Raw genomic sequence first — 25,596 nt, forward strand, 5'->3', positions numbered from 1 at the left:
GCCGCATCTCGCGCCAGCCACCGTGCTTCAGGTCGAAAATTCCCCCATTCGTCACATGACAATTGAGCATTAGCAAGAGACAATATAGTCAACGTGAGAGAGTAGGAATTTGAGTAGATGCCGTTGACCGATTTGGACGCCCTCATTGAAGAGTGGAATGCAAAGCTTGATGCTTTTCCGTTAGAGCTGCACCAGTTCGTCGAGCAATGCGCACAGGCTCATAAAGAAACGCTGGCCACCTATTTCTACCAACAGATGCTGGCGGATCGCGATGCAGCCACATTTTTATCTCACGAACAGGTTAAGACACGGCTTCATGGATCCATGCAGCGCTGGATTGTCGGCCTTTTTCAGGGCCCGGAAACGGTTAACGTCCAGGAGGTAATACAACAACAGGTCCATGTGGGCGATGTCCATGCCCGTATCTCGATTCCGGTCCACCTGGTACTGCGCGGCGCCCGCGCGCTCAAAGCGCGTTTTGTACATCTTCTGCATGACACCCCCGCCGCCAGCCCGGAACTGATCGCACTGGCCTCTCGCCGAATCTGCGACACGATCGACCTGGCCATGGAGATCATGAGCCACGCCTATGCCAGCTCCCACGATCGCAAATCACGGGCGGAAGAAGCATATCGAATGTTCGCCGTCGCACAGAACATCTCCAGCGAGAAAGAGCGCCAGCGGGCGGCACTGCTGGATTGGGAAAATCAGCTGATGTTCGACAAGGCGATCGGTCTGCAACCGGAGCAGCTGCCCCGGGTGGGCAGTTCCGAGTTCGGTCTGTGGTTTCGCCACAAAGGTGCCCATGCCTTCGAAGGCTCCCACGAAGCGCGCCTGATTCTTGACTCTATGGAGCGCATCGACAACGTATTGCTGCCCGCGTTCGGCAGGCCGCTTTCGGAAGTATCAGGAACCTACGTGGATCAGTTGCGGGAACTGCGCGAACAGTCCAAGTCGATGGTTTACCACCTTGACCGTCTGTTTGAGCAAAATACGGTGATTGAATCGGGCCGAGACGTACTGACACAGCTACTCAACCGGAAATTCCTGCCTGTCGTCCTTAATAAACAGGTCAGTTACGCCCGGGAGAAAAATCAGGGGTTTGCCATCCTCGCATTCGATATCGATCATTTTAAGAGCATCAACGATAACTACGGCCACGACGCCGGCGATCAGGTGCTGCAGCAGTTCTCCTCACTGCTGATCAATAACAGTCGCGGTGGAGACTTCCTGTTCCGCATGGGGGGCGAAGAGTTCATGATGCTGCTGGCTGATGTGCTACCCGGCGATGCTCTGCGCACGGCGGAAAAACTCCGTGAACGCGTGGCCTCCGAACCGTTTAGACTGGACGATAATCTGCAGATCAACATCACCTGCAGTGTCGGCTTGGCCATGTTCAACGGCCACCCCGATTACCAGCAAATGCTACAGCGAGCGGACGCGGCTCTCTACCAGGCCAAGAGTGCGGGACGAAACTGTACCGTCAGCGCCGACCACTAAGCCGCACGGAAGCCCCGGGCCTGCTATCCTGATTCTTGAACCGTATGAAACAGGAGACAAGCATGTCCGGACACAGCTACCAAATCATCGAGATCGCCGGCTCCTCGACGACCAGTTACGATGATGCCATTCGCGGCGCTATCGCTGCAGCAGCCAACCAGCATGAGCATCTGGACTGGTGGGAGGTGAAAGAGATGCGTGGGCATATCGCGGATAACGCCATCGCCCACTTCCAGGTCGTACTGAAAGTGGGCTACCGGCTCTGACCTCAGCCGCGTGAAATGACCCTGCTCAATGTGCTGTTAAACAGGTGTTCGCTAATAAACGATCAGCTGTTACAATTGCAATCAAACTGTCGCGAAAAGCACACTCAAGCCGGGGTTTCTGCCACGCAAATACCGGCCTCAATGGACCTGAAACAGCATGCGAGCCCGCTTTCTGCGGGTCGCATCGGGAGTCGATAGCATGACCGCAATACCTCAAATACTTCTGGTCGATCAAGAGCCGGAACAGCTTCAACATCTCAACGACGTGCTGCTCAGTGCCGGTTATCGGGTGCGCACGGCTGACGATGGTAATGAGGCGCTACAGGTCCTGGAAACCCTGCGCATTGAGCTGGTGCTCTGTGATCAGCGCACCAGTGGTCGCGACGGTTTAACGCTTAACGAACAGATTCAACAGGACTTCCCGGGTATCACCCGGATTTTGCTGATCAACCAGTCGGTGATGCCTGAAGCACTGGAGGCAACGGCCCAGGGCGCCTTCGGTATTCTGGCGCCCCCTTATGATCCGGCTCACCTGCTGGACACGGTGCGGGCAGCGCTGGATACCGCCCATCAGAGACGCGACCAGCGTTGGCGCGAGCGTATTGTTGGCCGCAGTGCGTCCATGGAACACCTGCTAGACCAAGCACGCCGAGTGGCGGTATCCGATGTTAACCTGACTATTTCCGGCCCTCTGGGCAGCGGCAAGGAGCTGCTGGCGGAGGCCGTTCATCGCGCCAGTCGCCGTTCCGAAGGCCCTCTGGAAGTAATCAGCTGCAGTGAACTGCCCCAGCAGATGCTGGAAGCCGAACTCTTTGGCCATACGTCGGGCGCGATCAGTGGGTCCAGCAGCCAACAGCCCGGATTACTGACCCGAACCCGGGGCGGAACACTGATTCTCAACGAAATCTGCGACCTGTCACCGGCGCTGCAAAGCAAGCTGCTGATGGCGCTGCAAACAGCACGCAGCCGCGCTCTGGGTGCTGACCGGGAGGAATCCCTCGATGTCCGTATTATTGCCACATCGAGCCGAAACCTGGAGCACGCCATGCTCGGTGGTGAGCTGAATGACGAACTTTACTACGAACTCAGTGGAGTCAGCCTGGAGATACCCGCGCTGCAGGAGCGCGCAGAGGATATACCGGTGCTGGCACGCCACTTTCTGAAAGAAGCGGCCCTGCGTCATAACCGCCGGGTAAGAAACCTCTCCCCCGGTGCTATTCACCTGCTGGGCCTGTCGGCCTGGCCCGGTAATGTGACCCAGCTTAAGGGCGTCATTGAACAGGTTGTTGCTCAGAGTGGATCACCGGTGGTTTCGGAAGCGCTGGTAGCCAAGGCGCTGGATAATCAGGAACGGGTCATCCCATCGTTCAATGAAGCCCGCGCCGAGTTTGAGCGCCGTTACCTGATCAAGCTTCTGCAGATCACTGAAGGGAATGTGACCCATGCAGCCCGTATCGCGCAGCGTAACCGGACCGACCTGTACAAGCTTCTGGGCAAGCACGATCTGGAACCGGCACGTTTCAAAGTAAGACGCAGCCGCACCAGCCGTAAACAGAATGCAGGCCGTACCGGCACCAGCGGCTAACGCGTCAATTGAGCATAGTGAGCGCCGGTCAGCTCGCACAGAGCTGTCGGCGCTAACTCCAGATCCAGCCCGCGCCGGCCGCCGCTAATCAGTATCGTCTCCTGGGGTTCTGCAGAACTGTGCAGCAGCGTCGGGAGCCGTTTCTTCTGTCCCAGCGGGCTGATGCCGCCGACAATATAACCGGTGATACGCTCTGCATCAGCCGGTTGCGCCATCGCCACCTTCTTCACCGATAGCGCCGCCGCTACGGCTTTTAAATCAAGCATCTCCGCCACCGGGATAATCGCAACAGCCAGACGGCGGTTATCCCCCTCCAATGCCACCAACAGCGTTTTGAACACCTGCTCTGCGGGAAAGCCAAGCTTCTCTGCGGCTTCCAGCCCGTAGGCCGGAGCCGCCGGGTCGTGCTCATATTCATGGATGGAAAAAGAAACTTTCTTGCGCTCCAGCGCTTTAATTGCCGGTGTCATCCCCAGGCGCTCACTCCATCAAATCGATAACTTTATCGGTTAACACAACCACATCCAACACCGTTCCTCGCCCCTCCATGACACGAACAATACGGTCCCCCAGACGCAACAGCTCTATACCATCATCCCGTCCGGTAATTTTGTTCAACAGGTCAGAGGGCAGATGCTCCGCTTCGCGGTAAAGGTCGTAATCCATATCCCGTCCGCGCGCCAGCTTATCCTGCCAACCCGGCGGCAACGAGCCGCCCCGGGCCAGCTTTTTCTGCAACCCCGGCGGCAAACTCTTCACCCCGCTCCCCACGTGCGGCGCTTCAACGCCGTAATGCCTGAGTACTTCCAGCCGCAGACGTTCACGCTCAGAGTGAGTCAAGGCGTCCGGCAGGCTCTGGTGATTGTTACCACGTTCAGTGGTACCCGCTGTCTGTTCGGGCACTCGATCCTCGGCTTTCTGCTTCTGCTTTTGCTCCACCCACTGCGGTTTTTCCGCCTGTACGCTCGTTACTACCAGTAAAAGCAGTGCGCCCCATATCGATTTCATGATCACCTCCACCCGCTAGCCATTACGCTCACTGTCCATCACCGATTGCGTAGTGGATCAAGCAGGGATTCAAGTCCGTTTAACTTGATCTCATAGATCAGTGCCATCCGCTCTCCCAGCTTTCCTGCCGGAAATCCCTGACCCGCAAACCACACCAGGTAGGGCTCCGGCAGATCCGCCAGCACTCGCCCCTTGTACTTGCCAAAGGGCATCTCCATACGCACCAGATCAGCCAGTATTTCAGTATCCATCTCTATCCGTCTTACTCTGGAAATAACGCCCAACTTAGGGTTAGCATCCCGCGTTCTAACGGTAAAGTATACGCACCGGGAACAATTCGATGACAGCCTCTCCCTTACAATACGCGCTGCAGCTGATGCAGCGGCAATCATTCGACCAGGCCGCGGCACTTTGCCAACAGGTGCTGAAAGCCAACCCAAAGGATTTTAACGCACAACACCTGCTCGGCGTAATTCAGATGCAGTCGGGCAACCTTGATGAGGCCTGCGCCTCATTAAAAGTCGCCAGCCAGATGAGTGTTGCTTCAAGGTATAAGGCGCAGGCGCTGAGCAATCTATCCCTGGCACTGAAACAGAACGATGCTTTGGGAGACGCATTGATCGCGGTGGAGCAGGCGATTACGCTGTTGCCTGATGAGCTGGCATTTCGCGTAAATCGCCTGAACATTCTGGAGCTCGAGCAACAGTGGGACTTGATTGTAAAGGCGACCGCTGAAACGCCGGCGCTTAACCAGGAACCTGAACTCCAGTGCCTGCTGACCAGAGCTGAGCGACACAGTGGCAAAGCTCAGGCTGCACTCAAACGCATCGAACAATATCTGCAACAGACACCGGGCGATCTGGAGGCGCTGGGTGAGTGGGCTCTTTTGCGGGCGGCCCTCGGAGATCAAGCCATTCTGGAGCAAGCACTTGAATTGGCGCCGGCCGAAACGCTGGAGTGGATCGCCGACTATCTGGCCGAGGAGGGTTGGCTGACTCAGGCGCTCCCGCTGTATCGAAGCCTGCTCCGGAACGACCCCGGCCACACCGGCGCGCGGCATATGCTGGATGCGGCTGAAGGTCGGCTGACCGAAGCCGCCCCGGCCGCGTATATTGAGTCACTGTACGACGCGCATGCCCATCGCTTCGAGCAACATCTGGTGAAGCGCCTGGAGTACCGGGCGCCCACGCGGCTGGCAGAACGGCTTGCGAAACATATTCAGGGGCCGCTTGATCAGGTCGCTGACCTGGGGTGTGGCAGCGGGTTGATGGGTGAAGCATTACGCGCCCGATTCGAAATCAGCCGGTTATCCGGGTGTGATCTGTCCGGTGGCATGCTCAGTATCGCCGAACAGAACGGCTATTACGACCAGCTGGCGCAAGGCCAGGTGACGGAGTGGCTTGCTCAACACCCCAGGCACTTTGAGGTGATTTGTGCGACTGATCTGTTGATCTACTTCGGTGACCTTGCACCGCTCATGGAGTTGGCGGCACAGGCGCTGATTCCCGATGGGCTGTTCGCATTCACCGTGGAGCATGCCGACCAGGGACTGGCCCTCACGGCAAGCGGACGCTATCGCCATAGCCTTGACCATATCCAGACACGCTGTGATCAGGCCGGACTGGCTTTGATTGAGCAGGAAACCTTTGCGCTGCGCAAGGAACAGGGCAAGATAATAACCGGAACTCTGGTTATCGCCCGTCTCCATCCCCAACAGACTCAATCTGGAGAAGACGCATGAACGCGCCCGTTGTCAGCGGACTGTTTATCTACCCGGTTAAGTCCGGCGCCCCCATCAGCCTGCCCACGGCCTGGGCTGAGCCCCGCGGGCTGGCGTTTGATCGCCGCTTCATGATCTGTGATCCGGAGGGGTGTTTTATCACGGCACGGGAGGAGCCCAGGCTGCTGCGTCTGGCCGGCACGTTGGTTCATGACGGTATGATCTTCAGCGCGCCGGGCTGTCTACCCTTCTACCTGCACTACGATCAGATCGAGGAAAACCGCCGGGAAGTGAAAGTCTGGAATGATATTCTAGCCGCTCGACGCGCGCCGCAGACGCTCGACCACTGGCTGAGTGAGTACCTCGGCCGCACCGTTCACATGGTGTATAACGACCCTGAAAGCCATCGAATCGCCGGACGAGCGGCTGAACGGCCCATTCTCTTCGCTGACGGTTATCCGTTACTGCTGACCAGTGAAGCCTCATTGCAGGCGGTACGCGACGCGGGGCCTACCGAGACTGAAATGGCGCGCTTCAGGCCAAATCTGGTTGTCTCCGGCAGCGCTGCCTGGGATGAAGATCACTGGCGTCATATCCGTATTGGCGAGGTCGAGCTGGAGCTGGTCAAACCCTGCGAGCGCTGCGTTCTGATCACCCGCGACCCGGTCAGCGGCGAGAAAGCGCCGAGGGGTGAACCGCTGCGCACGCTGGCCCAGATACACCGCGACGAGCGCGGTCGGGTCTGTTTCGGTCACAATCTGATGGTAAGAAAAGCCGGCTTACTGGAAGTTGGCAGTCGCGTCGAAATTATTGACTGACCGCCTGTAGCAGACCACCGATCAGCGCCCTCAGACGCGCCAGCTGTGCACGACGCCCACCCGGCTCGGACAGCTCGCCCGCGGGCTGCTGGCGCCATATTCTGTTCACCAGCAGCTCCATATCCGCATCGCTCAGCCCCAGCTCCGACCAGCGCGGCACACTGGCTGTCAAGAGGGCGTCAAGCTCCAGCAGGCAGCTCTCCAGCGACCGATGGGTCTGCGCAAAACCCTGTAGCAGGTGGCGCTGCCTCGCATCCAGGCTCGGCGGTTTAACACCACCCAGCAGCACTGGCAACAACGGGGCGGGCAGCTGCATCAAGGTGCCACTCAAACGGTATTTAACGCTTTGACAATAGCGCTGTTCAAGCAGATCAACGGCCTCACAGGCCGGCCTGGAAAGTGGATGCAAGACCAGCGTTGCGAAGCTGGACGATACCGGGTCACGCTGATCACCAACCCGGACCGGCCGAAACCCCTGTCGACGCCAGAACTGAACAAGCCCCGCCGTAGTCCCGAAACTGGCTCCGAGATAGTCGATTCCCGCCTGCCGGGCACGCTCACCCAGACGTGATACCAGAGCCGCACCCAGCCCCTGGCTCTGGATACGGGGATGAACGGCAATACGCATAATCCGCCATGCACTCATGGGCGCGAACTCAAGCGCACCTTCGTGAGCAATGAGCGCCTGGGGTAACAGATGGCCAGTGGGCCTTCGCACTCCCGCCCAGACACCCTCGGCCAGGGCGCGAGACAAGCCACCTTCAGCCGCAACCGCGGCACACCCCACCAGCGACCCGCCCCGGTAGAGCAGCTCAAAGTGGATGTTAGGACTGTCCAGCAGCACCCTCAGATCGCCCGGGGTGGTTCGGTAATGCGCCAACACGAGCAAGCCGAAAAGCGCTCTCAACAGCGACTCATCAGCGGCCAGCTCGGCCCGCGACAGCGTCCGATACTCGAGGTTTTCAGCGGCTGATACCACCGGCTCTGCCGGCTCAGCATCCAGCAGGAGTAAGCGGTTGGAAACAGCTTCCAGTGGATCGCCCGCTCCCCACCGTATCGGCGTCTGCATGTATAACTGTGTAAGCTCAGGAACGATGCGCTTCAGCTCGGACAGAAACCGCAGCGTAAACCCACGCCCGTTTCCTTCGTAGCCGTGCTGCGTGGTCGAGAAGATCAAGTGACGAAAACGACGGGCATAGGCCGAAAGCAGCGGCGTAGCGATGGCGGCTGCCTCGTCCACGATCAGCAGGTCGGCTTCATGCTCCAACACCTCAGCGGGCTGCACAAACCGAAGCTCCAGCCCATCCAGACAAACCCGGTTGTCATGCCAGTCGAGCGCCCCGTAAGCCTCCTCGATCCGGTCAAAAGCACTGCTGAGTGAGGCACGCTTTGGTGCCGTCAGAATAACCCGCTGTGGACCGCGACGGGCAGCCAATTGACTGAGCAATATGCCAAGTGCCGATGACTTTCCCCGGCCTCGGTCTGCGTCGATCACAGCAGCGCTGCAGCGTTTATCGAGCACGGCAATCAGCCCTTCGACCACGGCCTGTTGATCAACGCTTCGATAGGGTGAGGGCAACGCGGCGGTTGATTCGGGCAACGGGATAGTGGATGGGATATGTACGCCTTGCTCATCGAATACCACAAGCTCGGTTTGCGCCTGTAGCTGCCGTACAAAACGCCGCAGGTAAACGGGTTCGAGCTGATCCGCACGCCAGGGCTCGACACACAGACGCCGATACTCCGGATCCTTATAGTTGACCCACTGATCGTCAGGTGGCGTCAGCAGAAACAGCCAGCCACCGGCGGCCACGGTACCGCAGACCTGAGCAAACGCGTTGGGATTAAAGCCTGCGTAGGCATCAATCGCGACCCAGGGTACCGTTTGTCCCAGCAGGTCGGCAGCCCGGCGCGGATCCAGGCAGGGGATTCCCGGTTCAGGCTCATCGGTCAACAGCCTCCCCTCTTCCATGCGCACAGACTCTGTGTGGAGGAAGTTGCGAAGCGTCTCCAGAGTCCATGGGCGCGAACCCTGAATCCAGACCAGTCCGCGCGTCCGGCTTTCAGCCAAGCCGCGAACCCAGCGCTTAAGGCCAGGTTCGGTCATAGGGTAAAGGTGGGGTTGAAACTATCCGCCTCGACAGATTCCGCGCGGTAGCAGACCTGCCCGGAGGGCTGTGACTGCGCTTCTTCGACCAGCAGATCCAGGTACTGCCGCACTTTCTGAACGCTAAGATCCGCTTTGGGCTGCAACGTGCAGGCGACCAGGCGAACCTCAGCACCCGCTGCAAGTACAGCCTGTGCCCGTTCTACACAACGCTCTGCCAGCGCACCTGCATTCTCATTGGTACTGGGGAGCAAAACCTGCAGCCCTCCAACACTGTCCATGCCCACAAGATCGCCCGGCCGTGATACCTCTTCGGTCAGGTGCTCTGCCAACGCCTGACGGGATGCGGAAACAGCCGCCGCATCACCTGTGATCAAGAATTGCATCACGGTCAATGGTGTGAACTCACGCACCGCACGGCGGCACTCGGTATCCATCGCCTTGTCAAACCATTCCGGCAGCGCTGCACCGGTCAGGGGATCTGTTACCTGCTGTCCGATCAGCGCGTCCTGAAGCTCGCCGACCTGCGCCTGCCAGCAACAACGCTCGCGCTTTACCGTCATCAGGCCGGCTACGACCAGCAACGCGCCGAGAAGGCAGAGTGTACCCACCCAGAGTGAGGAGAACCCGGTAAAAGCCAGAACTGCTGCCACAACCACCAATGCCGCCGCGGATCCTAAAATGGGCAGCTCGGGCTTGCGATCACACTGGGGGCCGTTAATCTCCATCGTTTCTTATCGTTACCACCGCATCTGAAAATAGAAATGCCCGCAGCGCGGCGCGCTCACGGGCGTTGGGTGACAGTTAAACGTTTTTTTCCGATGCCTGCAATCGCCTGCCTGTGGAATTAAACGCTAGCGCCCATGATGTTGATGGCGCTCAAGATTCTGCATCCTCTGCTGAGCGTTCTTGCGCAACAGCACGTAAACGGCTCCGCTGCCCCCATGCTGAGGCTGAGCACCATGAAAGGCCATCACCTCTTCGAGGGCCGGCAGCCAGAGGTTAAGACAGCTTTTTACCTGATTGGAATGCGCGTCGGCCCGACGTGAACGCCCAAAGTTAATCAATACAGTGCGGATACCCAGCCCTACACACTGTTGAACAAAGTCGACTACTTCATCCGCGCACTCTGACAGGGGTCTATGAAGAAGGTCGAGCCGCGCATCCACCGTGTATCGCCCCAGCCTCAGGTTGCGATACACGCCTTCCTGAACACCATCCCGCTTCCACTCGATCGGATCCAGCGGATTGAGCAGCTCAGCAGGCTCCGGCGTCAGCCGGTCATCGCTGCCCCCCATGGCCGCCAGCCGATTGGCACGACGTCGTGGATCAAGCCGCGGACGCGCCGAGCGGTTGTGTTCAATCCGGTCCTTTCCCTTAATGGGACGTACGCCGTCTGCTTCCATCCATTCGAAGAACTCTTCATCTTCACGCATTTCATCGTCACGCATCGATAGCTCTCCGTCTCCCCCGGGAGTCAGACGCGCCCTTTTCCTGCGCCCCCGACTCCACTATTGTAAAACCAGTCGACCTGTTTAAGTGTCTTAATCAGGTCCGAACAACTGGTTTGATTCTGCTTGCACAGCACTGGTTCCGTCCAGCCTTGCAGCCACATCGAGGTATCCGATGCAAAAACTTGCCACCGTGGTTATTATCGGCATATTCGCTATAGCCGCTTACCTGTTCTGGTCAAGCAGCGCCAAACCACCGGTCGAGCCCACCGCAGAAGTCGATTCGGTGACCGAGCAGGCCGCCCGCAAACATATCGAAACGCTCACCACGGAAAGCGCGCGCCATACCATCGATATCGATCAGGCCGATAACTTTGTCACCGGTGAACAGCTGCTATCACTGCCGGAAACCCAGGGCGAAACGGCAGGGGTTACCTCGGTTGAAGGAGGTACCGCTATCGCCGGTGATACTTCGACTCCCACGACCTCCGATCAACCGGCGCTGCCGGACCTTAACCGGGTACGCCTGGAGGAACTACTGAACAACCCCGAAGCCAACCCCGGTGATGTATTCTATATTCACGCCGTGGCTCCGCTGGATGAGCAAGGCCTGTGGGGCATCATGCAGCGCGGGCTTACCGAAACCTTTGCCAAAGGTATCCGTGTGGGCGAAGCGGAGCGGCTTTTGACCACCGAAATCCCTCAGGATGCGGATGAACGTCTGGCCGATCGCTCCAGCTCCTTCCTGGGCCAGCTGTTGGATCGCAAGGTACAGGAAACCCTGGTCTACAATTACCGTCAGGGCTTATTGGGTCAGAATCCAGACCTGATTCAGCCAGGCCAGCAGTTGCTGATCGTCCGTTTTAGCGAAGCGGAGCTGATATCGATCTACAATCATTTCGCCCGGAACAGTTCGCCCTGATCGCCGGGCAGTCCCGGGCACACACCGGCAGGAGAACCACATGATCCAACTCTATACCTGGGGTACCCCCAACGGCCGCAAAGTATCGATCATGCTTGAGGCCTGCCACCTGCACTATCAGGTCCATCCGGTGGATATTACCCGGGACGAGCAATACAGTGATGCGTTTCTCACCCTGTCACCCAACAATAAAATCCCGGCGCTTGTCGATGACGATGGTCCCAATGGTGAGCCCATTACGCTGTTCGAGAGCGGCGCTATTCTGCTCTATCTGGCCGAGAAAACCGGTGAGTTCCTGCCCAGCGATCCTCGCCGACGCTATGAGGTTATCCAGTGGCTGATGTGGCAGATGGGTGGTTTCGGGCCATTCCTCGGTCAGGCGCACCACTTCAATCGCTTTGCGCCGGAACAGGTTCCCTACGCGATCGAACGTTACCAAAAAGAGGCGCGGCGCCTCTGGGGTGTTCTCAACAAGCAACTTGAGGGACGTCAATTCGTGGCCGACGAACTCAGTATCGCCGACTTCGCCATCTACCCCTGGGCAGCCCGTTATGAGTGGCAGCGTATCGAGCCAGAGACGCAGTTCCCGGCGGCCTGGGCCTGGATGGAACGGATGGCCGGACTGGAGTTCGTTAAATGGGGCATGCAGGTTCCCTGACCCGCTCTGTTTATTTTTTAACCACTTTTTACAGTCTGCATTGGACAATCACTCGATCGATGCGTAGTATGTGCGCCTTTCCCACTGGCAACGCTGCCTGATTGTTCCTGCAGCAAAGCCACATCTCGACTCAGGTATACAATCTAAAGCATGTCCAATACTGACGCTCCCACCTCTTTTGGTGATCTGGGACTTTCTGCTCCTATTCTTCAAGCCCTTTCCGAAGTCGGTTACGAAACCCCTTCTCCCATCCAGGCCGGCGCTATTCCGCCGCTGCTGGAAGGACGCGATATCCTTGGTCAGGCACAGACCGGCACCGGTAAAACCGCGGCCTTTGCCCTGCCCCTGCTGCAACGGATAGATACGACCAAACAGCACCCTCAACTGCTGATACTGGCTCCGACCCGTGAACTGGCGCTGCAGGTCGCAGAGGCCTGTGAAAAGTACGCTCGCCACCTGACCGATCTGCGCACCCTCTCCATCTATGGTGGCCAGGGCTACGATAGCCAGCTGCGCGCACTGCGCCGCGGTGTTCAGGTTATTATCGGTACACCGGGACGGGTCATGGACCACGTCCGCCGTGGTACCCTGGAACTCGACAAACTGCAGACTCTGGTGCTCGACGAAGCGGACGAAATGCTGCGTATGGGCTTCATCGATGACGTGGAGTGGATACTCCAGCACACGCCGCCCAAGCGCCAGATCGCTCTGTTCTCGGCCACTATGCCGTCGGCCATTCGCCGTATTGCGGATAACTATCTGCAGGAACCGGCACTGATCAAGATTGCCGCGCAGACCGCCACCGCCAGCACCATTCGTCAGCGCGTCTGGACGGTGCGTGGTATGAGCAAGATGGCCGCACTGACCCGCCTGCTGGAACTGCAGGAGCATGATGCCAGCCTGATCTTCGTGCGCACCAAAACCGCCACCGAAGAGCTGGCTGAAGCGCTGAACAACGCCGGTTTCCCGGCTGCAGCCCTGCATGGTGACATCGCTCAGCAGCAACGCGAACGCGTGGTAGAGAAGCTCAAGCGCGGTGAACTGGATATCGTCATCGCCACCGACGTGGTCGCGCGTGGTCTGGACGTTGAGCGTATCAGCCACGTTATTAACTATGACATCCCCTACGATGCGGAATCCTATATTCACCGTATCGGCCGTACCGGTCGTGCCGGTCGTGAGGGTGATGCGATCCTGTTTGTAGCGCCTCGCGAGCAGCGCCTGCTGAGTCAGATCGAGCGCACCACGCGTCAGCCGCTGGAGCAGCTCCAGCTGCCTACCGCTAAAGAGATCAACGCGCTGCGGATCGAGCGCCTCAAGGCACGTGTTCGTGATGCGGCAGAAAGCGAAAAAATCGCGGCCTTTGCGCCGTTGGTCAGCGCACTGACCGACGGTGAAGAGGCATTGAGCGCTGAACAGGCGATCGCCGCTGCGCTGTCCCTGCTTTACAGCGACCAGCCATTCCTGCTCGACGAGAATGAACCGGATCCCAATGCGATTCGTCCGCGCCGTGAGCGTCGCGATAGCCGTGATGAGGGTGGAGCTCGCCGTAAACCGGTGCGCAGCGGTCCGCCCGCTTCAGGCATGGAGCGCTTCTGGATTGGCGTCGGCTATCAGCACGGCGTTAAGCCGGGCAACATTGTCGGAGCGATCGCCAATGAAGGCGGTATTGAGAGCCGCAGTATCGGGCGCATCAATATCAGCGATGAGTTCAGTACCGTAGACCTGCCCAGCGGTGTTTCCAGCGATACGCTGCAGACCCTGCGCCGGGCACGTATCTGTGGTCAGCGCCTGGATATTCGTCCCTGGGTGGAAAACCGGGGCTCGGAAGGACGTCGCAACAACAAGCGCCCTCCGCAAAAACGCGCCAGCTAACACCGGGCCATAAAAGGGGGGAACCCGATTTGGGTTCCCCCTTCTCTGCCGGAATGATTCCGGCTAAGGACCATGCAAAAAGCATGGAGGTGATGGATGCCTGCTGCGCACTCCCTGTGACCACTCCAGTATAGCCCGCCACCACCTCTTCGCCAGGCGACTTGGCGCCTGAGCACCTGAAACATTTTCATTCGAAGCCGGGGTTAGCGGTCTTCAAACCAGGGCACGCGCAATCGCCCCTGAGGATGCCCCACATCCGGGTAATAACGCCCATCCCGCAACACGTACCAGGCACCGCCCTCGAAAGCCGATTTTTCACCATCGATCCGAATCAGGCGGCCTCCGCCGATCACTTTAAAGATAGCCGCATGACTGGGCCCTTTGGGATGCCCATAAGCACGAAATATCAGGTCGCCCCGACGTTGGTACCAGGGTCGGGAGTTTGGACCATCGGGATGAGACGGCGTTGTATAAATCATGGGTTCCTCTTACAGCCAAGATCAGGAACGCTCGAGCCTGTCGGCGACTCAGAGTCGCTAATTGGTCAGGAACACACCTGTTCGGTTAGAGCACAACCTTAACCAATTAGTTCAAGAATCCCATAATCTTTTTATAAAAGAAACACTTAGATAACTATCGAGATAAACGGCCGTTTGACAGCAACGCAACCAAATAGCCGTCTCTGAGTTAAAATTCCAGATCGATCAACATAGCGATACCCTGCCCGCCCCCGATACAGGCGGCCGCAACGCCATAGCGCCCCCCGGTCTGTTTCAGGTTGTGTGCCAGCGTACCCACGAGCCGGACACCGGTGGCACCGAGAGGGTGGCCCAGCGCCAGCGCGCCGCCGTGAATATTGACCCGATCTATCTCCAGACCGAGGCGGTCAATGGCATAGAGAGGCACCACACTGAACGCTTCGTTGATTTCCCAGAGATCAATCTGGTCGGCACGCAGGCCCGCATTATTCAGCAACCGCTCCACCGCAGGCACAACCCCCTGCCCCATCAGCTCCGGCTTGACCCCACGATCCACACATCCCAGGACTTTGGCGAGGGGCTCACTGCCGGAGTTTTTCAAAGCGGATTCTGACATCAGCACCGCCAACGCAGCCCCACTGGTCAGCGGTGAACTGTTACCGGCGCTGACTTGACCGGTTTCTGAAAACGCGGGCTTCAGCTCGGCGAGACGCTCCAGACTGGTGTCTCCCCTGACATTGGCATCTGTACTGATGCGACTCCCATCAAGACGTTCAATCGGCAGAATTTCCCGGTGAAAAAGCCCCTCATCCCGTGCCCGGGCCGCCCGCTGGTGAGATCGTAATGCAAATCGATCCATACGCTCACGACCAATCCCGGCCTCAGCGGCCAGACGCTCGGCTGTCAGTCCCATATTCATCACCGTATCCATGGCGTAGGACTTTCCGTTGTCGGCGGGAATCGGTGGGACCGTCAGTGTCCCGTCCTGGAACAGACTGGGGCCCATCGGGATCCGCGTCATATTTTCATAACCACCTGCAAAGGCGATATCGCAGGCACCCGAGGCAATGTTTAGCATCGAAAAGCGAATCGCTGCCATGCCGGATCCGCACTGCTGATCGATCTGCCTGGATGCGCACTGGTCGCCCAGACGGCTCTCAAGCACCGGGTAGCGCCCACCAAAGCTCCACTGTTCACGCACCGCCAGCGCACAGCCAATGCTCAGATCGTCCACCTGTGACGGATCCAGACTGTTACGCTCGAGCGCATTATCAATCAAGCGTGCCAGCAGATGATCCGCCGGCAGCTCCGCAAAGTCGTCCAGTTCGGTCTTCTTGGGATGCGCACGAGTAAATGCGGTACGTTTGTAATCGGTGAGATAAACAGGGTTCATAGCTTTTCCAGTTGGCACCAACGGCTGATAAACAACGCATAGGCTTTCAGAACATGGCGGATGGATTCGATATCAACGCTTTCGTCGATACCATGAATATTGCGCGCAACCGGGCCGTAGCAGGTACCCGCAGTACGGCTGTAAAAATGGAAAGCACGCAGATCCGTGGTACAGGTAGACAAGTACTCTTTCGGTAGTTCATTGGTCAGTGATTGGTGGCAACCGCTGAGTAGTTCGATACCTGGATCACCCAGGTCCACCAGATGCCCTTCAGAGCGGAACCCATGAAAGCGCAGAATCGGCTTCTCGTTGGTAAACGCCTTATCGGTGCGCGCCGCCTGCTCAACGCAGTCGCTGACCCGCTGCATGATCTCGTTGGCGGACATACCCGGCGGAAAGCCGATACGCCCCTCCATCTGGGCATGGGAGGGCACACTGGAGGGCCAGTTACCGCCGCTGATGGTACCGATATTGAGGTTGAACGGGCTCGCGATGCGGTCATACGGCGGCTGACGGTGATGCGTATTGAGCTCATCCGCCAGCGACTTCAGCCAGGGGATCAGTGACTGGAGCTTCTCAATGGCGTTTTGCCCGGCCGAGGTATCCAACACATGAGCGGGCTTGCCACGCACGCTGACCTTGAACCAGAGCACACCCACCTGCCCCGAGTAAATCTGAGGCCCGAACGGCTCAGGTATCAGCACGAAATCACCACCGAACCCCTGTTGCAGGCAGGCCAGCGCACCGTTGCCGGAGCACTCCTCCTCCACCACGGTCTGAATCGTCAGCGGCGATTTGATCTCGAACCCGGCATGACGGACCGCGTGGACGGCGTAGATCATCGCGGCCACGCCGGACTGCATATCACCGGCGCCGCGACCGTACAGCCAGCCATCTTTGCGCCAGGGCTCGTTGGGTGCCTGCGTCCACATATCGGGCGGATCGGCACTGACCACATCCAGATGGCCATTCAGCACCAGCGTCTTACCCTGTGCGCCCGGGTTCAGCTGTGAGACCAGGTTATATTTGTTCTCGTGATCCCACTCCACCGGCGCGTACAGCGCATGGCCACAGAGGGCGTCATGCTTCATCTCGACCCGCCGCACCGGCAGATTCAGACCCTCCAACTGGCGCTCAACCACATCGAGTACACCCTGCTCACGGTTCAGCACGGCATACTGACGAACCATCTCTTCTGTGAAGTTCAGCGCGTCATCGAAGACCCGGTCGCAGCTTTCGAGAATCCGCTGCTCGTGACTGGCAATCGTCATACTGCCTCCACTGATGCTGGAATGATCAGATCAGCTTCGGTAATCGCGCGCAGCGCCTCATCGCTGATCGCCTCGAGCTTTTCGCGCACCACGAGCCCATCGTCGGTTACATCAATCACCGCTTTCTCGGTGATGATCCGCGATACGCAGCCGGCAGCCGTCAGTGGCAAGCGGCACTGCTTGAGAATCTTGGGGTTGCCCTTCTTGTCACAGTGCGTTGTCAGCACAACGATACGGGGCGTTTTCTGCGCCAGTTCCATCGCCCCGCCGATGCCGGGCGAGAACTTGCCCGGAATCTTCCAGTTAGCCAGATTGCCGTGCTGATCCACCTCGAAAGCGCCGATCATGGTCAGATCGATCTTACCGCGACGGATCATGGCGAATGAGACCGCACTGTCAAAGAAAGCGCTGCCGGGCCGTGTGGCGACATAAGCACCAGCGGAATCGATCAGAAAAGGGTCCATCAGCTCTGGCTCAGCCTGTTTCCAGGCGCCAAGCACGCCATTCTCGGCATGGATCAGCACATCCATCCGTTCCGGCAGCTCGTGGATCACCTGGGTGGGCAGACCGATCCCCAGATTGACAATGCTGCCGGGAACAATCTCCTGGGCGGCTCTGGCGATAATACGATCAGTGGCGGACATGATGCTCCATGATTCCATAGTCATTGGTCAGCGCAGGCAGCAGTACCAGACTGCTGACAAAGGCGCTGGGTGTGTGAATCATCGCCGGCTCCAGACGCCCCGGAGGCTGGCAGTCGGCCGTTTCAGCAATCACCTGGTCAGCGGCCATCGCCATCAGCGGACTGAAGTTGATGGCGGTGCCGCGATAGATCAGGTTGCCGTAGTTGTCAGCGTGGGCCGCATGTATCAGGGCGAAATCAGCGCGCAGCGCCATCTCCACCTTGTAGCGTTGGCCCTGCCATTCCAGCAGCTGCTCCGGGCGGGTGATCTCGGACTCCATCCCGATATCGGACAGAAATCCAAAGCTGCCGGCCCCGGCGGTGCGAATCTTTTCCGCGAAGATCCCCTGCGGGTGAAATTCCACCTCCAGTGCCCCGCTGTTCATCATCTCGATCACACTGCGGTTCAGGCCGATATGGGTCGCGATGAGCCGATCCACCTGACCGTTCTCGATCAGCTTGCTGATACCGATACCCGCTTCATTGGCGTCGTTCTTGATCAGCGTCAGGTTGCGCTGCCCCTGCCTCAGGAGCTCGTCTATCAGGCTGAAGGGTGTGCCCGGGCTGCCGAAGCCACCCACCATGATGCTGGCGCCATCGGGAATCTGCCCGATCGCCTCTTCGATTGTCTGCTGTTTATTCATCAGTGAATGCTGGCCAGAAACTGCTGTGTACGTTGATGCTGGGGGTTGCCGAACACTTCATCCGGCGAACCCTCTTCGACAATAAAGCCGCCATCCATGAAGATGACCCGATCAGCCACTTTGCGGGCGAACTCCATCTCATGGGTGACGATCAGCATCGTCATTCCCTCCTTGGCCAGCTTCTCCATAACGCTGAGCACTTCGCCGACCAGCTCCGGGTCCAGCGCTGAGGTGGGCTCATCAAAGAGCATCACGCTGGGGTTCATGGCCAGCGCGCGCACGATAGCCACGCGCTGTTTCTGGCCGCCGGAGAGCATATCCGGATAAGCATCCCGCTTGTCCGCAAGCCCGACACTGGTCAGCAGCTCCATCGCTTTATCGGTGGCTTCCTGCTTGTTCTGCTTGAGCACCTGTACTGGCCCTTCAATCACGTTTTCCAGAATCGACATATGGGGGAACAGATGGAAGTGCTGGAACACCATCCCCAGGTTCGCCCGCACCTTGCACAGGTGTTTATCAAACGCCTTGCCCTTCAGCGAGGTATCGTTGATAAACATGCCGTTCACATGGATCTCGCCCGCCGTGGGCTCCTCCAGGTGATTGATGGTGCGCAGCAGGGTGCTCTTACCGGAGCCACTGGGGCCGATAATGCAGATCACCTCACCGGCTTCCACCTTCAGATCCACCGAACGCAGCACCTCAAGATCGCCGTAGCACTTCTTTAGCGCATCGATTCTGACGATATAGTCACTCATTGTTATCTCCTTGAAGTCTTCAGGTGCATACGCTTTTCAACCACCCGCAGCGCCATGGCCGTGGCCGTGGTCATCACCGCGTAGAGCATGGTGGCGGCAAGATAAAGCTCGAAAGGCTTATAGGTAGTGCCTACCAGCTGCTGAGTCTTCATGGTCAGCTCCACCAGCGTGATGGTGGAAACCAGTGAGGTGTCCTTGATCAGAATGATGAAGTTATTCCCCAGCGGCGGAATGATGTTGCGTACCGCCTGCGGCAGAATAATCCGGCGCATGGTCTGCGCGTGGTTCATGCCGATTGAGAGCGCCGCCTCAGTCTGGCCGTGACTGATCGATTGAATACCACCACGGATGGTTTCCGCGTTATAGGCACCCACGTTCAGCGCCAGACCCAGCACACCGGAAACAAAGGGAGACAGATCCAGTCCGAACTGAGGCAACCCGTAGTAGATCAGGAACAGCTGCACCAGCAGCGGCGTTGAACGGATCAACCAGATATAGAAACTGGCGATACCGTAGAACAGTCGGTTTCTGGAGAGCCGTGCCAGCGCGGCCGCCAACCCGAATACCAACCCCAGCACCAGCGAGATGACGGAGATGTAGAGGGTCAGCAGAGCCGCTTCCGACAGAATCGGCAAATACTTGACGATGATTGCCCAGTCGAACATCGGTAGCGCTCCTTATCGGATGTCGGTGCCGAACCACTTCTCGCTGATCTGCTGATAGGTACCATCAGCCTGCATGTCAGCGATCGCCTTGTTGATGGCGGCCAGCAGTTCCGGGTTTTCTTTCTGAAGCGCGATACCGATCAACTCCGGGTAGAGCAGATCACCGGCCATCTGGATATTCATACCCTTATCCTTGATCGCCATAATCCCGGTGAGACGGTCGGTAACAAAGCCGGAGATGCGACCGGACTGGGTTTCCATCATCATCTGCGGAACACCCTTGTAGGTGCGGATTTCCACTTCCGGAGCGTTCTTGCGCAGCCACTCTTCAAAGGTGGTACCCAGGGTCACGCCGATTTTCTTACCGGACATATCCTGGATATCGCCGATATCCGAGTCTTTTTTGACAAACAGCTGAGCACCGGAGCGGTAGTAAGGATCGGAGAAGTCGATGGTTTTCAGGCGCTCATCGGTGATCGCCATGGAACCGATAATGGTGTCGTAGCGATTGGCCAGGAGACCGGCGATGATGCCATCCCAGGCGGTGGCGATGGGCGTACCCTCAACACCGATCCGCTTGGCGATCTCCTTGCCGATCTCCACGTCAAACCCGGCCAGATCACCCTGCTCGTCAACAAAGTTGAACGGAGGATAGGCACCAGACATGGCAAAGGTGATTTCGTTTTCAGACTTAACGGTATCCAGCCCATCAGCCGCCTGAGCCCCGGTGGTCAGTGCCAGCCCCAGGCAGGCACCCATCAGCATTTTCTTCAGCATGGTTATTTCCTCTTCTTGTTTCCTTGGATTTAGAGCGCGCCCAGATCGGACAGACTCTGATCAAACAGGGACAGGATCTCGTCGATCTCCCCACGACTAACGGTCAGCGGCGGCGTAATTAATACGTGATCGCCGCGGACCCCATCCAGGCAGCGCCGCGGGTAGATCAGAAGACCTCGCTCCTTGGCAAGCCGGGTAATTTCGTTGAACATATTGCGCTCGGCGGGCCAGGGTTCGCGGCTATCGCGATCGGCCACCAGCTCAACGCCCTGCAGCAGTCCAATCCCACGCACATTGCCGATGCAGGCGTATTTTTCAGCCAGCTTTTCCAGCCCTTGGCGTAGATAGCCCCCCTGCTCGGCCGCATTAGCCACCAGGTTCTGCTCTTTGGTTGCGCGTATAACGGCGAGCCCCGTAGCGCAGGCCAGCGGGTTACCGGCGTAGGTATGGCCGTGCATAAACCCTCCGCTGGCCATAACGCTGTCCACCAGCTCCTGACGGGCCAGCATGGCAGCCACCGGGTAGTAGCCGGCACCAAGCCCCTTCGCCAACGCCAGCAGATCGGGTTTCACGCCCCAGTGCTGGTAGGCGAACCACTGTCCGGTGCGGCCCATACCGGAAAGCACCTCATCAAGAATCAGCAGGCAGCCATGCCGATCACAGATCTCGCGAATACCCTCCATGTACTGTTTATTCAGCATCCGCGCACCGGTACTGGCACCGCCCACCGGCTCCAGCGCAATCGCGATAATGCGATCGCCGCCGACACTGGCGATGGCCGCTTCGGTTTCTGCCAGTACCGCAGCAACATGGCTTTCAATAGAGTCTTCGCTGTAACGGTAAAAGTCGGGAGACGGAACTTTGAGCGAGCCCAGGGTGATATCGGTAAACGGCGCTTCCAAGGGTTGGTAGCCGGTCAGACTCAAAGCGCCCAGGGTACTGCCGTGGTAGGAGGGACGCAGAGAAACAAAATGGCTGCGCCGAGATTCGCCGATGCTGACAAAATATTGCCGCGCCAGCTTCATCGCACTCTCCACGGCCTCGGACCCACTACCAACAAAAAACACCTTATCCAGGTCACCCTCGCTCAGGCCCACCAGCTCCTCGGCCAGATCAACAGCCACCTGACTTTCGAACTGGGTCCGGTAACTGAACGCAACCTTATCGAGCTGTGCGGTCATCGCCGCCTTCACCGCCGGGTGGTTGTGCCCGAGGTTACAGGTAATGGCGCCGGAGCAGGCGTCGATATAACGCTTACCGTCGGTATCCCAGATATAAACACCATCGGCATGAGAAACCAGCGGCAACTGACCACTGGCCTGATAGAACAGAGCATTTCCGGCCATCTAACCCAACCACTCCACTACGGTGAAAAAAGAAACAATTTTGTGTTGGGGGGATTATAGGAACAGAAAATTTTTTATTTCAACGCATAATGTTTTTTCATTAAAATATGATTTTTAGTCATCAACTTTATCGCAAAACCTCTGCCTTCATCAGCATACATAAATATTTATAAATCAATTAATTAGGGTTAAATAAGTGGCTGATATCAATCTTAGTTCGCTCAAGGCGCTCATCATTTTCAAAACACTCTATGAGCAGGGCACGGCTACCCGAACAGCCAGAGAGCTGGGGATCACTCAATCCGGGGTCAGCCGCTCACTGGGCCAACTGGAAGAAAATATCGGTATGGCGTTGTTTATGCGTCATAAGAAACGTCTGGTGCCGATGCCGGAAGCCGATGAACTGTATGGCGAGATACTGCGTCTGACCGGCAACCTGGAGGAGATGAAGCACACGATCGTTGCGCTACGAGAATTTGGCGCTTCAAGGATGCGATTGGCGTCAGCACCTGCGTTGGGGTTCGCGTATGTTCCCCGCCTGATCGCCAATATTCTGCGAATCAACCCGAAGTACAGCATTTATTTCGATATTATGCCGAGCCCCGATGTGACCCGCGCTGTCGAATCAGGGTCTTTTGATGCCGGCTTCGTCACTCTACCGGTAAACACCCAGACACTGGTGGTCGAGGAGCTGTTTTCGGTCAAGGCGGTCTGTCTGGTGCCCAAGAATCACCCACTGGCAGATGCCGATGTTATCGACGTAAAAGATCTCAGGGGACAACACCTGGTAATCCCGAACCAACCCAACCTGGCCGCGGACCAGCTCCTGGCGCTGATTAATGAAAAAAGGATCCGCATCGCGGGTAAAACGGAAGCGAACATCGCAGCGATCTGCTCGCTGGTGGCCAACGGTGTCGGTATCAGCCTGATCAATCCGATCACCGCATTTGATAACCTGGCGGCGACAAAAGACTTCCTGATCAAGCCTTTTGAGCCCACCTTCCACTATAGCTTCGGGCTGGTTTATCGACAGAGCTGGGCCGGCAACCAGCTGATCGATCACTTGAAGAAACACCTGCCGGACTTACCCAACCTCTAGTTCGGAAGCCGCATCTGTCGGCACAGAGGCGATCAGCCTGAGCTTGGCGCTGCGGCTAAGCTGCTTGATCGCCCACTCCCGTTTCGACGCAGCGGCGCGATCCGGGTGACACTCGCACCAGACCCGTTGTACCGGCCGCCTGGCCCGGGTATAACGGGCACCCAGGCGCCCGCCGGCATTGTGCTCGCGCTCCCGGCGCTCAAGGTCGGTGGTTATGCCGGTATAGAAACTGCCATCGGCACAGCGCAAAATATAGACATACCACTGCTGCATGGACAGAAGTGTGCCACAGCCTTTTGTACGGCGCACTGAGAACGCGCACCGCGAGGGATAATCGATAACGTGACCCGCCGAACCCGTAATCGCTATTTTCAGTGCCAAAAGTTCCGAATCGAACAGGGCGATTCCGCCATGAAAGTGACGACCGACGCCTGCGCTCTGGGGGCCTGGGCACCACTGCCAACCCAGGGGCATTTGCTCGATATCGGAACCGGCACCGGGCTGCTGGCACTGTTCGCCGCCCAGCGATCGCCTGAGCTGATTATCGATGCGGTAGAGCTGGATTCCGCCGCTGCGGCCCAGGCCAGAGCTAACTTTGGCCAAAGCCCGTTCAGTGAACGCCTTCAAGTTATCGAGCAGGATATCCGCCAATACCGTCCCGACATCCGATACGACTGCATACTGTCGAACCCGCCCTTCTTTTCAGACTCCACACCCAATCGCTGTGATCGGCTCAGCCAGGCCCGACATGACAGCCATCTGCCTTTGGCTGATTTGGTCGTTAGCGTAAGCGAGCTCCTTGCCAGCGAGGGACGTGCGTATCTGCTTTTACCCTGCGAAAGTCAGCCCCGGTTGCGGACGCTGCTTGAGCAGAACGGCCTCTACCTGCGCCACCAGTTGTCACTGATCAGCCAGCCCGGCGATGCGCCCCACCGCCATATTCTGACACTGGCACGTCAGCCAGGCGACTGTGAACATGAGACCCTGACCCTCTACCGTGCGCACCCGGTGCATAGCCGAGAGGCCGGCCGTCTGTTTTATCCGTTTTACACCCGGCTGCGCTGTGAAGATCCCCGATTTGAACGCCAGCACTAAAGTCTCTACTGCCCAAGTGCCGATTAACCTCGCCACTGTGCGCCTTTTGCTGCGTGCGCGTAAGGAGTAGAATTGCTGCCATCCTCTTGCAGCCTACGCACTGACCCTCTGCCTCGCTCAGGGACCGGCCCGAATACTGGCACTTTTGCGCCCTTTCAGCCTCGCATGATCGACGTCGTCAATGCTGCACTTTCACTTACTGGAGCATTTCGATGCACACTCTTCTACTTCTGATCGCGGGAGCGGCGTTTCTATCGATCGTCCTTGAGGACGTGATACACGTAAACAAAGCCAAAACCACCCTGTTTTTCGGCACTCTGGCCTGGCTATTGATCTTTCTGTTTCCTGAAGCAGGCATGAGCCAGGCCGGCATCCGGGAAAAGCTGGATGAAAACCTGCTGGAGATCGCCAGCCTCTGGCTCTTCCTGATGGCGGCCATGACCTTTGTGGCATTCCTCAACCACCAGGGGTTAATTGAAACACTGATCTATAAGGTGCTTCCGCGGCGAATTGGCGAACGTAAACTGATGTTTATGGTGGCGGGTTTTGCATTTCTGTTTTCCTCTCTTTCGGACAATATCACCGCCACGCTGGTATCCATCGCGTTAGTGCTATCGCTGCGTATGGAAGCGCGAAAAACGCTGAGGTTTGCGGTGATGGTGGTGTTCGCCGTCAACTCCGGTGGGGTGGCCCTGATTACCGGCGATGTCACAACACTGATGATTTTTATGGCCGAAAAGGTGGCGATCCAGGACCTGCTATTCCTCTCTCTACCGGCCCTGTTCAGTGTAATGCTGTTGGCTACCATGCTGGCCCTGCCGCTGAAGGGGGAAGTTGAGATCATCCCCACGGAACGTCGTGACGACCGGGTGGGTAAGGTGATCGCGGTTACCTTTCTGCTGACGATCATCGGCACCATCATCCTTAACGTGATCGCTGGAATCCCGCCGGTGCTGACGTTCCTGTTCGGCCTGTCGATCATGTTCCTGATCGGCCACCTCGGCTACAAGGATGACGAACGTGAAAGCCTGCTCGATTACATCCGCGTCATCGAATACGACACCCTGCTATTCTTCCTCGGTATCCTGCTGCTGGTGGGCATGCTCAAGGAGATCGGCGTGCTGAATTCGCTGGTGGGTATCTACGAACTGATGCCAACGACCGCGGCCAACTTCGTCATGGGCCTGCTTTCGTCATTGGTGGATAACGTACCGCTGACCGCGGCCATGCTGAAAGCGGATATCGCCATGAGTCCCAGTCAGTGGCTGTCACTGACCTACTCTGTTGGTGTCGGCGGTTCACTGCTGGTGATCGGTTCGGCCGCGGGTATCGTGGCCATGAGCAAGGTTGAGGCGGTTACCTTTGGCAGCTTCGCCCGCTACTCACTGTTTCTGCTGATTGCGTTTTCGGTTGGCTTCGCCGGCAGCTACACCGTGGGCAACCTGCTGCATTGAGGCCTCATCGTTAAATGCCGGAATCT

27 protein-coding genes are annotated in these 25,596 nt (G+C 57.9%); 11 read left to right on the plus strand and 16 right to left on the minus strand.

Annotation, left to right across the window (positions count from 1 at the left end; all coding sequences use genetic code 11):
* Window positions 1–117: 117 nt before the first annotated feature.
* From G403_RS0113760 to G403_RS23365, 3 genes are all read left to right on the plus strand, one after another.
* Entirely contained in the window at window positions 118–1,500 is a 1,383-nt protein-coding gene (locus G403_RS0113760; protein WP_027854496.1) for a diguanylate cyclase, read from the plus strand.
* A gap of 62 nt (window positions 1,501–1,562) precedes the next feature.
* Entirely contained in the window at window positions 1,563–1,766 is a 204-nt protein-coding gene (locus G403_RS0113765; protein WP_027854497.1) for a dodecin, read from the plus strand.
* A 199-nt stretch (window positions 1,767–1,965) separates the two neighbouring features.
* On the plus strand, window positions 1,966–3,351 hold the full coding sequence (locus tag G403_RS23365) for a sigma 54-interacting transcriptional regulator (protein ID WP_036233851.1): 1,386 nt from the start codon (window positions 1,966–1,968) through the stop codon (window positions 3,349–3,351).
* Here the strand turns inward: G403_RS23365 and ybaK are convergent.
* Genes ybaK through G403_RS0113785 form a run of 3 tightly spaced genes read right to left on the minus strand, consistent with a single transcriptional unit; the run spans window position 3,348 to window position 4,610 of the window.
* Window positions 3,348–3,821 (minus strand): Cys-tRNA(Pro) deacylase, encoded by a 474-nt coding sequence (gene ybaK / locus G403_RS0113775; protein WP_027854498.1) that lies wholly within the window; start codon window positions 3,819–3,821, stop codon window positions 3,348–3,350. The two genes, G403_RS23365 and ybaK, sit on opposite strands and share 4 nt — an antisense overlap.
* Before the next feature lie 10 nt (window positions 3,822–3,831).
* Complete coding sequence (locus tag G403_RS24570; RefSeq protein ID WP_051299028.1) at window positions 3,832–4,359, minus strand: hypothetical protein; 528 nt, start codon at window positions 4,357–4,359, stop codon at window positions 3,832–3,834.
* Between the two features lie 38 nt (window positions 4,360–4,397).
* Window positions 4,398–4,610 carry a DUF3820 family protein gene (locus G403_RS0113785; protein ID WP_027854499.1) on the minus strand — a complete coding sequence of 71 codons (213 nt, stop codon included), beginning with the start codon at window positions 4,608–4,610 and terminating at the stop codon, window positions 4,398–4,400.
* An 89-nt stretch (window positions 4,611–4,699) separates the two neighbouring features.
* Between G403_RS0113785 and G403_RS0113790 the strand changes: the two genes are divergently transcribed.
* Entirely contained in the window at window positions 4,700–6,100 is a 1,401-nt protein-coding gene (locus G403_RS0113790) for a tetratricopeptide repeat protein (protein WP_027854500.1), read from the plus strand.
* Complete coding sequence (locus G403_RS23375; RefSeq protein ID WP_036233878.1) at window positions 6,097–6,897, plus strand: MOSC domain-containing protein; 801 nt, start codon at window positions 6,097–6,099, stop codon at window positions 6,895–6,897. The genes G403_RS0113790 and G403_RS23375 overlap by 4 nt, the downstream gene beginning before the upstream one ends.
* On the opposite strand, the gene G403_RS23380 is transcribed toward G403_RS23375, so the two are convergent.
* The 3 genes from G403_RS23380 to smrA form a co-directional block, all read right to left on the minus strand.
* A complete protein-coding gene (locus G403_RS23380) occupies window positions 6,887–9,004 on the minus strand; it encodes a tRNA(Met) cytidine acetyltransferase TmcA (protein WP_051299030.1) in 2,118 nt (705 codons plus the stop codon). The genes G403_RS23375 and G403_RS23380 overlap by 11 nt on opposite strands.
* Window positions 9,001–9,732: a hypothetical protein gene (locus G403_RS0113805; RefSeq protein WP_027854501.1), complete on the minus strand. Its 732-nt coding sequence runs from the start codon at window positions 9,730–9,732 to the stop codon at window positions 9,001–9,003. The genes G403_RS23380 and G403_RS0113805 overlap by 4 nt, the downstream gene beginning before the upstream one ends.
* A gap of 126 nt (window positions 9,733–9,858) precedes the next feature.
* Window positions 9,859–10,455, minus strand: a complete 597-nt coding sequence (smrA, locus tag G403_RS0113810; protein WP_084404038.1) for a DNA endonuclease SmrA — start codon at window positions 10,453–10,455, stop codon at window positions 9,859–9,861.
* Window positions 10,456–10,630: 175 nt separating this feature from the next.
* Between smrA and G403_RS24575 the strand changes: the two genes are divergently transcribed.
* The 3 genes from G403_RS24575 to G403_RS0113825 all read left to right on the plus strand — a co-directional run bounded on the left by G403_RS24575 (window position 10,631) and on the right by G403_RS0113825 (window position 13,910).
* Window positions 10,631–11,377 carry a hypothetical protein gene (locus tag G403_RS24575; protein WP_027854503.1) on the plus strand — a complete coding sequence of 249 codons (747 nt, stop codon included), beginning with the start codon at window positions 10,631–10,633 and terminating at the stop codon, window positions 11,375–11,377.
* 40 nt (window positions 11,378–11,417) lie between these two features.
* Complete coding sequence (locus tag G403_RS0113820; RefSeq protein ID WP_027854504.1) at window positions 11,418–12,035, plus strand: glutathione S-transferase family protein; 618 nt, start codon at window positions 11,418–11,420, stop codon at window positions 12,033–12,035.
* Window positions 12,036–12,185: 150 nt separating this feature from the next.
* Complete coding sequence (locus G403_RS0113825) at window positions 12,186–13,910, plus strand: DEAD/DEAH box helicase (protein WP_027854505.1); 1,725 nt, start codon at window positions 12,186–12,188, stop codon at window positions 13,908–13,910.
* 203 nt (window positions 13,911–14,113) lie between these two features.
* Here G403_RS0113825 and G403_RS0113830 read toward each other — a convergent pair whose 3' ends face one another.
* From G403_RS0113830 to G403_RS0113870, 9 genes are all read right to left on the minus strand, one after another.
* Entirely contained in the window at window positions 14,114–14,389 is a 276-nt protein-coding gene (locus G403_RS0113830) for a hypothetical protein (RefSeq protein ID WP_027854506.1), read from the minus strand.
* A gap of 208 nt (window positions 14,390–14,597) precedes the next feature.
* Window positions 14,598–15,782, minus strand: coding sequence for an acetyl-CoA C-acyltransferase (locus G403_RS0113835; RefSeq protein WP_027854507.1), 1,185 nt, complete (start codon window positions 15,780–15,782; stop codon window positions 14,598–14,600).
* Window positions 15,779–17,053 (minus strand): ArgE/DapE family deacylase, encoded by a 1,275-nt coding sequence (locus tag G403_RS0113840; RefSeq protein ID WP_027854508.1) that lies wholly within the window; start codon window positions 17,051–17,053, stop codon window positions 15,779–15,781. The genes G403_RS0113835 and G403_RS0113840 overlap by 4 nt, the downstream gene beginning before the upstream one ends.
* Entirely contained in the window at window positions 17,050–17,697 is a 648-nt protein-coding gene (locus tag G403_RS0113845) for a 3-oxoacid CoA-transferase subunit B (RefSeq protein ID WP_027854509.1), read from the minus strand. The genes G403_RS0113840 and G403_RS0113845 overlap by 4 nt, the downstream gene beginning before the upstream one ends.
* Window positions 17,684–18,379: a CoA transferase subunit A gene (locus G403_RS0113850; RefSeq protein ID WP_036233854.1), complete on the minus strand. Its 696-nt coding sequence runs from the start codon at window positions 18,377–18,379 to the stop codon at window positions 17,684–17,686. Before G403_RS0113850 ends, G403_RS0113845 begins: the two co-directional genes overlap by 14 nt.
* Entirely contained in the window at window positions 18,379–19,134 is a 756-nt protein-coding gene (locus tag G403_RS0113855; RefSeq protein ID WP_027854511.1) for an amino acid ABC transporter ATP-binding protein, read from the minus strand. The genes G403_RS0113850 and G403_RS0113855 overlap by 1 nt, the downstream gene beginning before the upstream one ends.
* 2 nt (window positions 19,135–19,136) lie before the next feature.
* Window positions 19,137–19,799: an amino acid ABC transporter permease gene (locus G403_RS0113860; RefSeq protein WP_027854512.1), complete on the minus strand. Its 663-nt coding sequence runs from the start codon at window positions 19,797–19,799 to the stop codon at window positions 19,137–19,139.
* 12 nt (window positions 19,800–19,811) lie between these two features.
* Window positions 19,812–20,576 carry an ABC transporter substrate-binding protein gene (locus G403_RS0113865; RefSeq protein ID WP_051299032.1) on the minus strand — a complete coding sequence of 255 codons (765 nt, stop codon included), beginning with the start codon at window positions 20,574–20,576 and terminating at the stop codon, window positions 19,812–19,814.
* Between the two features lie 29 nt (window positions 20,577–20,605).
* Window positions 20,606–21,922 (minus strand): aminotransferase family protein, encoded by a 1,317-nt coding sequence (locus G403_RS0113870; protein WP_027854514.1) that lies wholly within the window; start codon window positions 21,920–21,922, stop codon window positions 20,606–20,608.
* Between the two features lie 196 nt (window positions 21,923–22,118).
* On the opposite strand from G403_RS0113870, the gene G403_RS0113875 reads away from it, so the two are divergent.
* On the plus strand, window positions 22,119–23,021 hold the full coding sequence (locus G403_RS0113875) for a LysR family transcriptional regulator (protein ID WP_027854515.1): 903 nt from the start codon (window positions 22,119–22,121) through the stop codon (window positions 23,019–23,021).
* Here the strand turns inward: G403_RS0113875 and G403_RS0113880 are convergent.
* The gene (locus G403_RS0113880) at window positions 23,007–23,330 is read right to left on the minus strand and encodes a GIY-YIG nuclease family protein (protein WP_245578335.1); all 324 of its coding nucleotides are present in this window, start codon (window positions 23,328–23,330) and stop codon (window positions 23,007–23,009) included. The genes G403_RS0113875 and G403_RS0113880 overlap by 15 nt on opposite strands.
* Window positions 23,331–23,363: 33 nt before the next feature.
* On the opposite strand from G403_RS0113880, the gene G403_RS23390 reads away from it, so the two are divergent.
* The gene (locus tag G403_RS23390) at window positions 23,364–24,116 is read left to right on the plus strand and encodes a tRNA1(Val) (adenine(37)-N6)-methyltransferase (RefSeq protein WP_051299035.1); all 753 of its coding nucleotides are present in this window, start codon (window positions 23,364–23,366) and stop codon (window positions 24,114–24,116) included.
* Between the two features lie 212 nt (window positions 24,117–24,328).
* Window positions 24,329–25,570 (plus strand): sodium:proton antiporter NhaD, encoded by a 1,242-nt coding sequence (gene nhaD, locus G403_RS0113890; protein ID WP_027854517.1) that lies wholly within the window; start codon window positions 24,329–24,331, stop codon window positions 25,568–25,570.
* Window positions 25,571–25,596 lie beyond the last annotated feature (26 nt).

Origin of the sequence: Marinobacterium litorale DSM 23545 (assembly GCF_000428985.1) — a bacterium.
GTDB classification, from domain to species: Bacteria; Pseudomonadota; Gammaproteobacteria; order Pseudomonadales; family Balneatricaceae; genus Marinobacterium_D; species Marinobacterium_D litorale.

Coding starts and splice junctions, on each gene's coding strand:
- G403_RS0113760 (WP_027854496.1), top strand. CDS start 118: ATGCCGTTGACCGATTTGGACGCCCTCATTGAAGAGTGGAATGCAAAG.
- G403_RS0113765 (WP_027854497.1), top strand. CDS start 1,563: ATGTCCGGACACAGCTACCAAATCATCGAGATCGCCGGCTCCTCGACG.
- G403_RS23365 (WP_036233851.1), top strand. CDS start 1,966: ATGACCGCAATACCTCAAATACTTCTGGTCGATCAAGAGCCGGAACAG.
- ybaK (WP_027854498.1), bottom strand. CDS start 3,821: ATGACACCGGCAATTAAAGCGCTGGAGCGCAAGAAAGTTTCTTTTTCC.
- G403_RS24570 (WP_051299028.1), bottom strand. CDS start 4,359: ATGAAATCGATATGGGGCGCACTGCTTTTACTGGTAGTAACGAGCGTA.
- G403_RS0113785 (WP_027854499.1), bottom strand. CDS start 4,610: ATGGATACTGAAATACTGGCTGATCTGGTGCGTATGGAGATGCCCTTT.
- G403_RS0113790 (WP_027854500.1), top strand. CDS start 4,700: ATGACAGCCTCTCCCTTACAATACGCGCTGCAGCTGATGCAGCGGCAA.
- G403_RS23375 (WP_036233878.1), top strand. CDS start 6,097: ATGAACGCGCCCGTTGTCAGCGGACTGTTTATCTACCCGGTTAAGTCC.
- G403_RS23380 (WP_051299030.1), bottom strand. CDS start 9,004: ATGACCGAACCTGGCCTTAAGCGCTGGGTTCGCGGCTTGGCTGAAAGC.
- G403_RS0113805 (WP_027854501.1), bottom strand. CDS start 9,732: ATGGAGATTAACGGCCCCCAGTGTGATCGCAAGCCCGAGCTGCCCATT.
- smrA (WP_084404038.1), bottom strand. CDS start 10,455: ATGCGTGACGATGAAATGCGTGAAGATGAAGAGTTCTTCGAATGGATG.
- G403_RS24575 (WP_027854503.1), top strand. CDS start 10,631: ATGCAAAAACTTGCCACCGTGGTTATTATCGGCATATTCGCTATAGCC.
- G403_RS0113820 (WP_027854504.1), top strand. CDS start 11,418: ATGATCCAACTCTATACCTGGGGTACCCCCAACGGCCGCAAAGTATCG.
- G403_RS0113825 (WP_027854505.1), top strand. CDS start 12,186: ATGTCCAATACTGACGCTCCCACCTCTTTTGGTGATCTGGGACTTTCT.
- G403_RS0113830 (WP_027854506.1), bottom strand. CDS start 14,389: ATGATTTATACAACGCCGTCTCATCCCGATGGTCCAAACTCCCGACCC.
- G403_RS0113835 (WP_027854507.1), bottom strand. CDS start 15,782: ATGAACCCTGTTTATCTCACCGATTACAAACGTACCGCATTTACTCGT.
- G403_RS0113840 (WP_027854508.1), bottom strand. CDS start 17,053: ATGACGATTGCCAGTCACGAGCAGCGGATTCTCGAAAGCTGCGACCGG.
- G403_RS0113845 (WP_027854509.1), bottom strand. CDS start 17,697: ATGTCCGCCACTGATCGTATTATCGCCAGAGCCGCCCAGGAGATTGTT.
- G403_RS0113850 (WP_036233854.1), bottom strand. CDS start 18,379: ATGAATAAACAGCAGACAATCGAAGAGGCGATCGGGCAGATTCCCGAT.
- G403_RS0113855 (WP_027854511.1), bottom strand. CDS start 19,134: ATGAGTGACTATATCGTCAGAATCGATGCGCTAAAGAAGTGCTACGGC.
- G403_RS0113860 (WP_027854512.1), bottom strand. CDS start 19,799: ATGTTCGACTGGGCAATCATCGTCAAGTATTTGCCGATTCTGTCGGAA.
- G403_RS0113865 (WP_051299032.1), bottom strand. CDS start 20,576: ATGCTGAAGAAAATGCTGATGGGTGCCTGCCTGGGGCTGGCACTGACC.
- G403_RS0113870 (WP_027854514.1), bottom strand. CDS start 21,922: ATGGCCGGAAATGCTCTGTTCTATCAGGCCAGTGGTCAGTTGCCGCTG.
- nhaD (WP_027854517.1), top strand. CDS start 24,329: ATGCACACTCTTCTACTTCTGATCGCGGGAGCGGCGTTTCTATCGATC.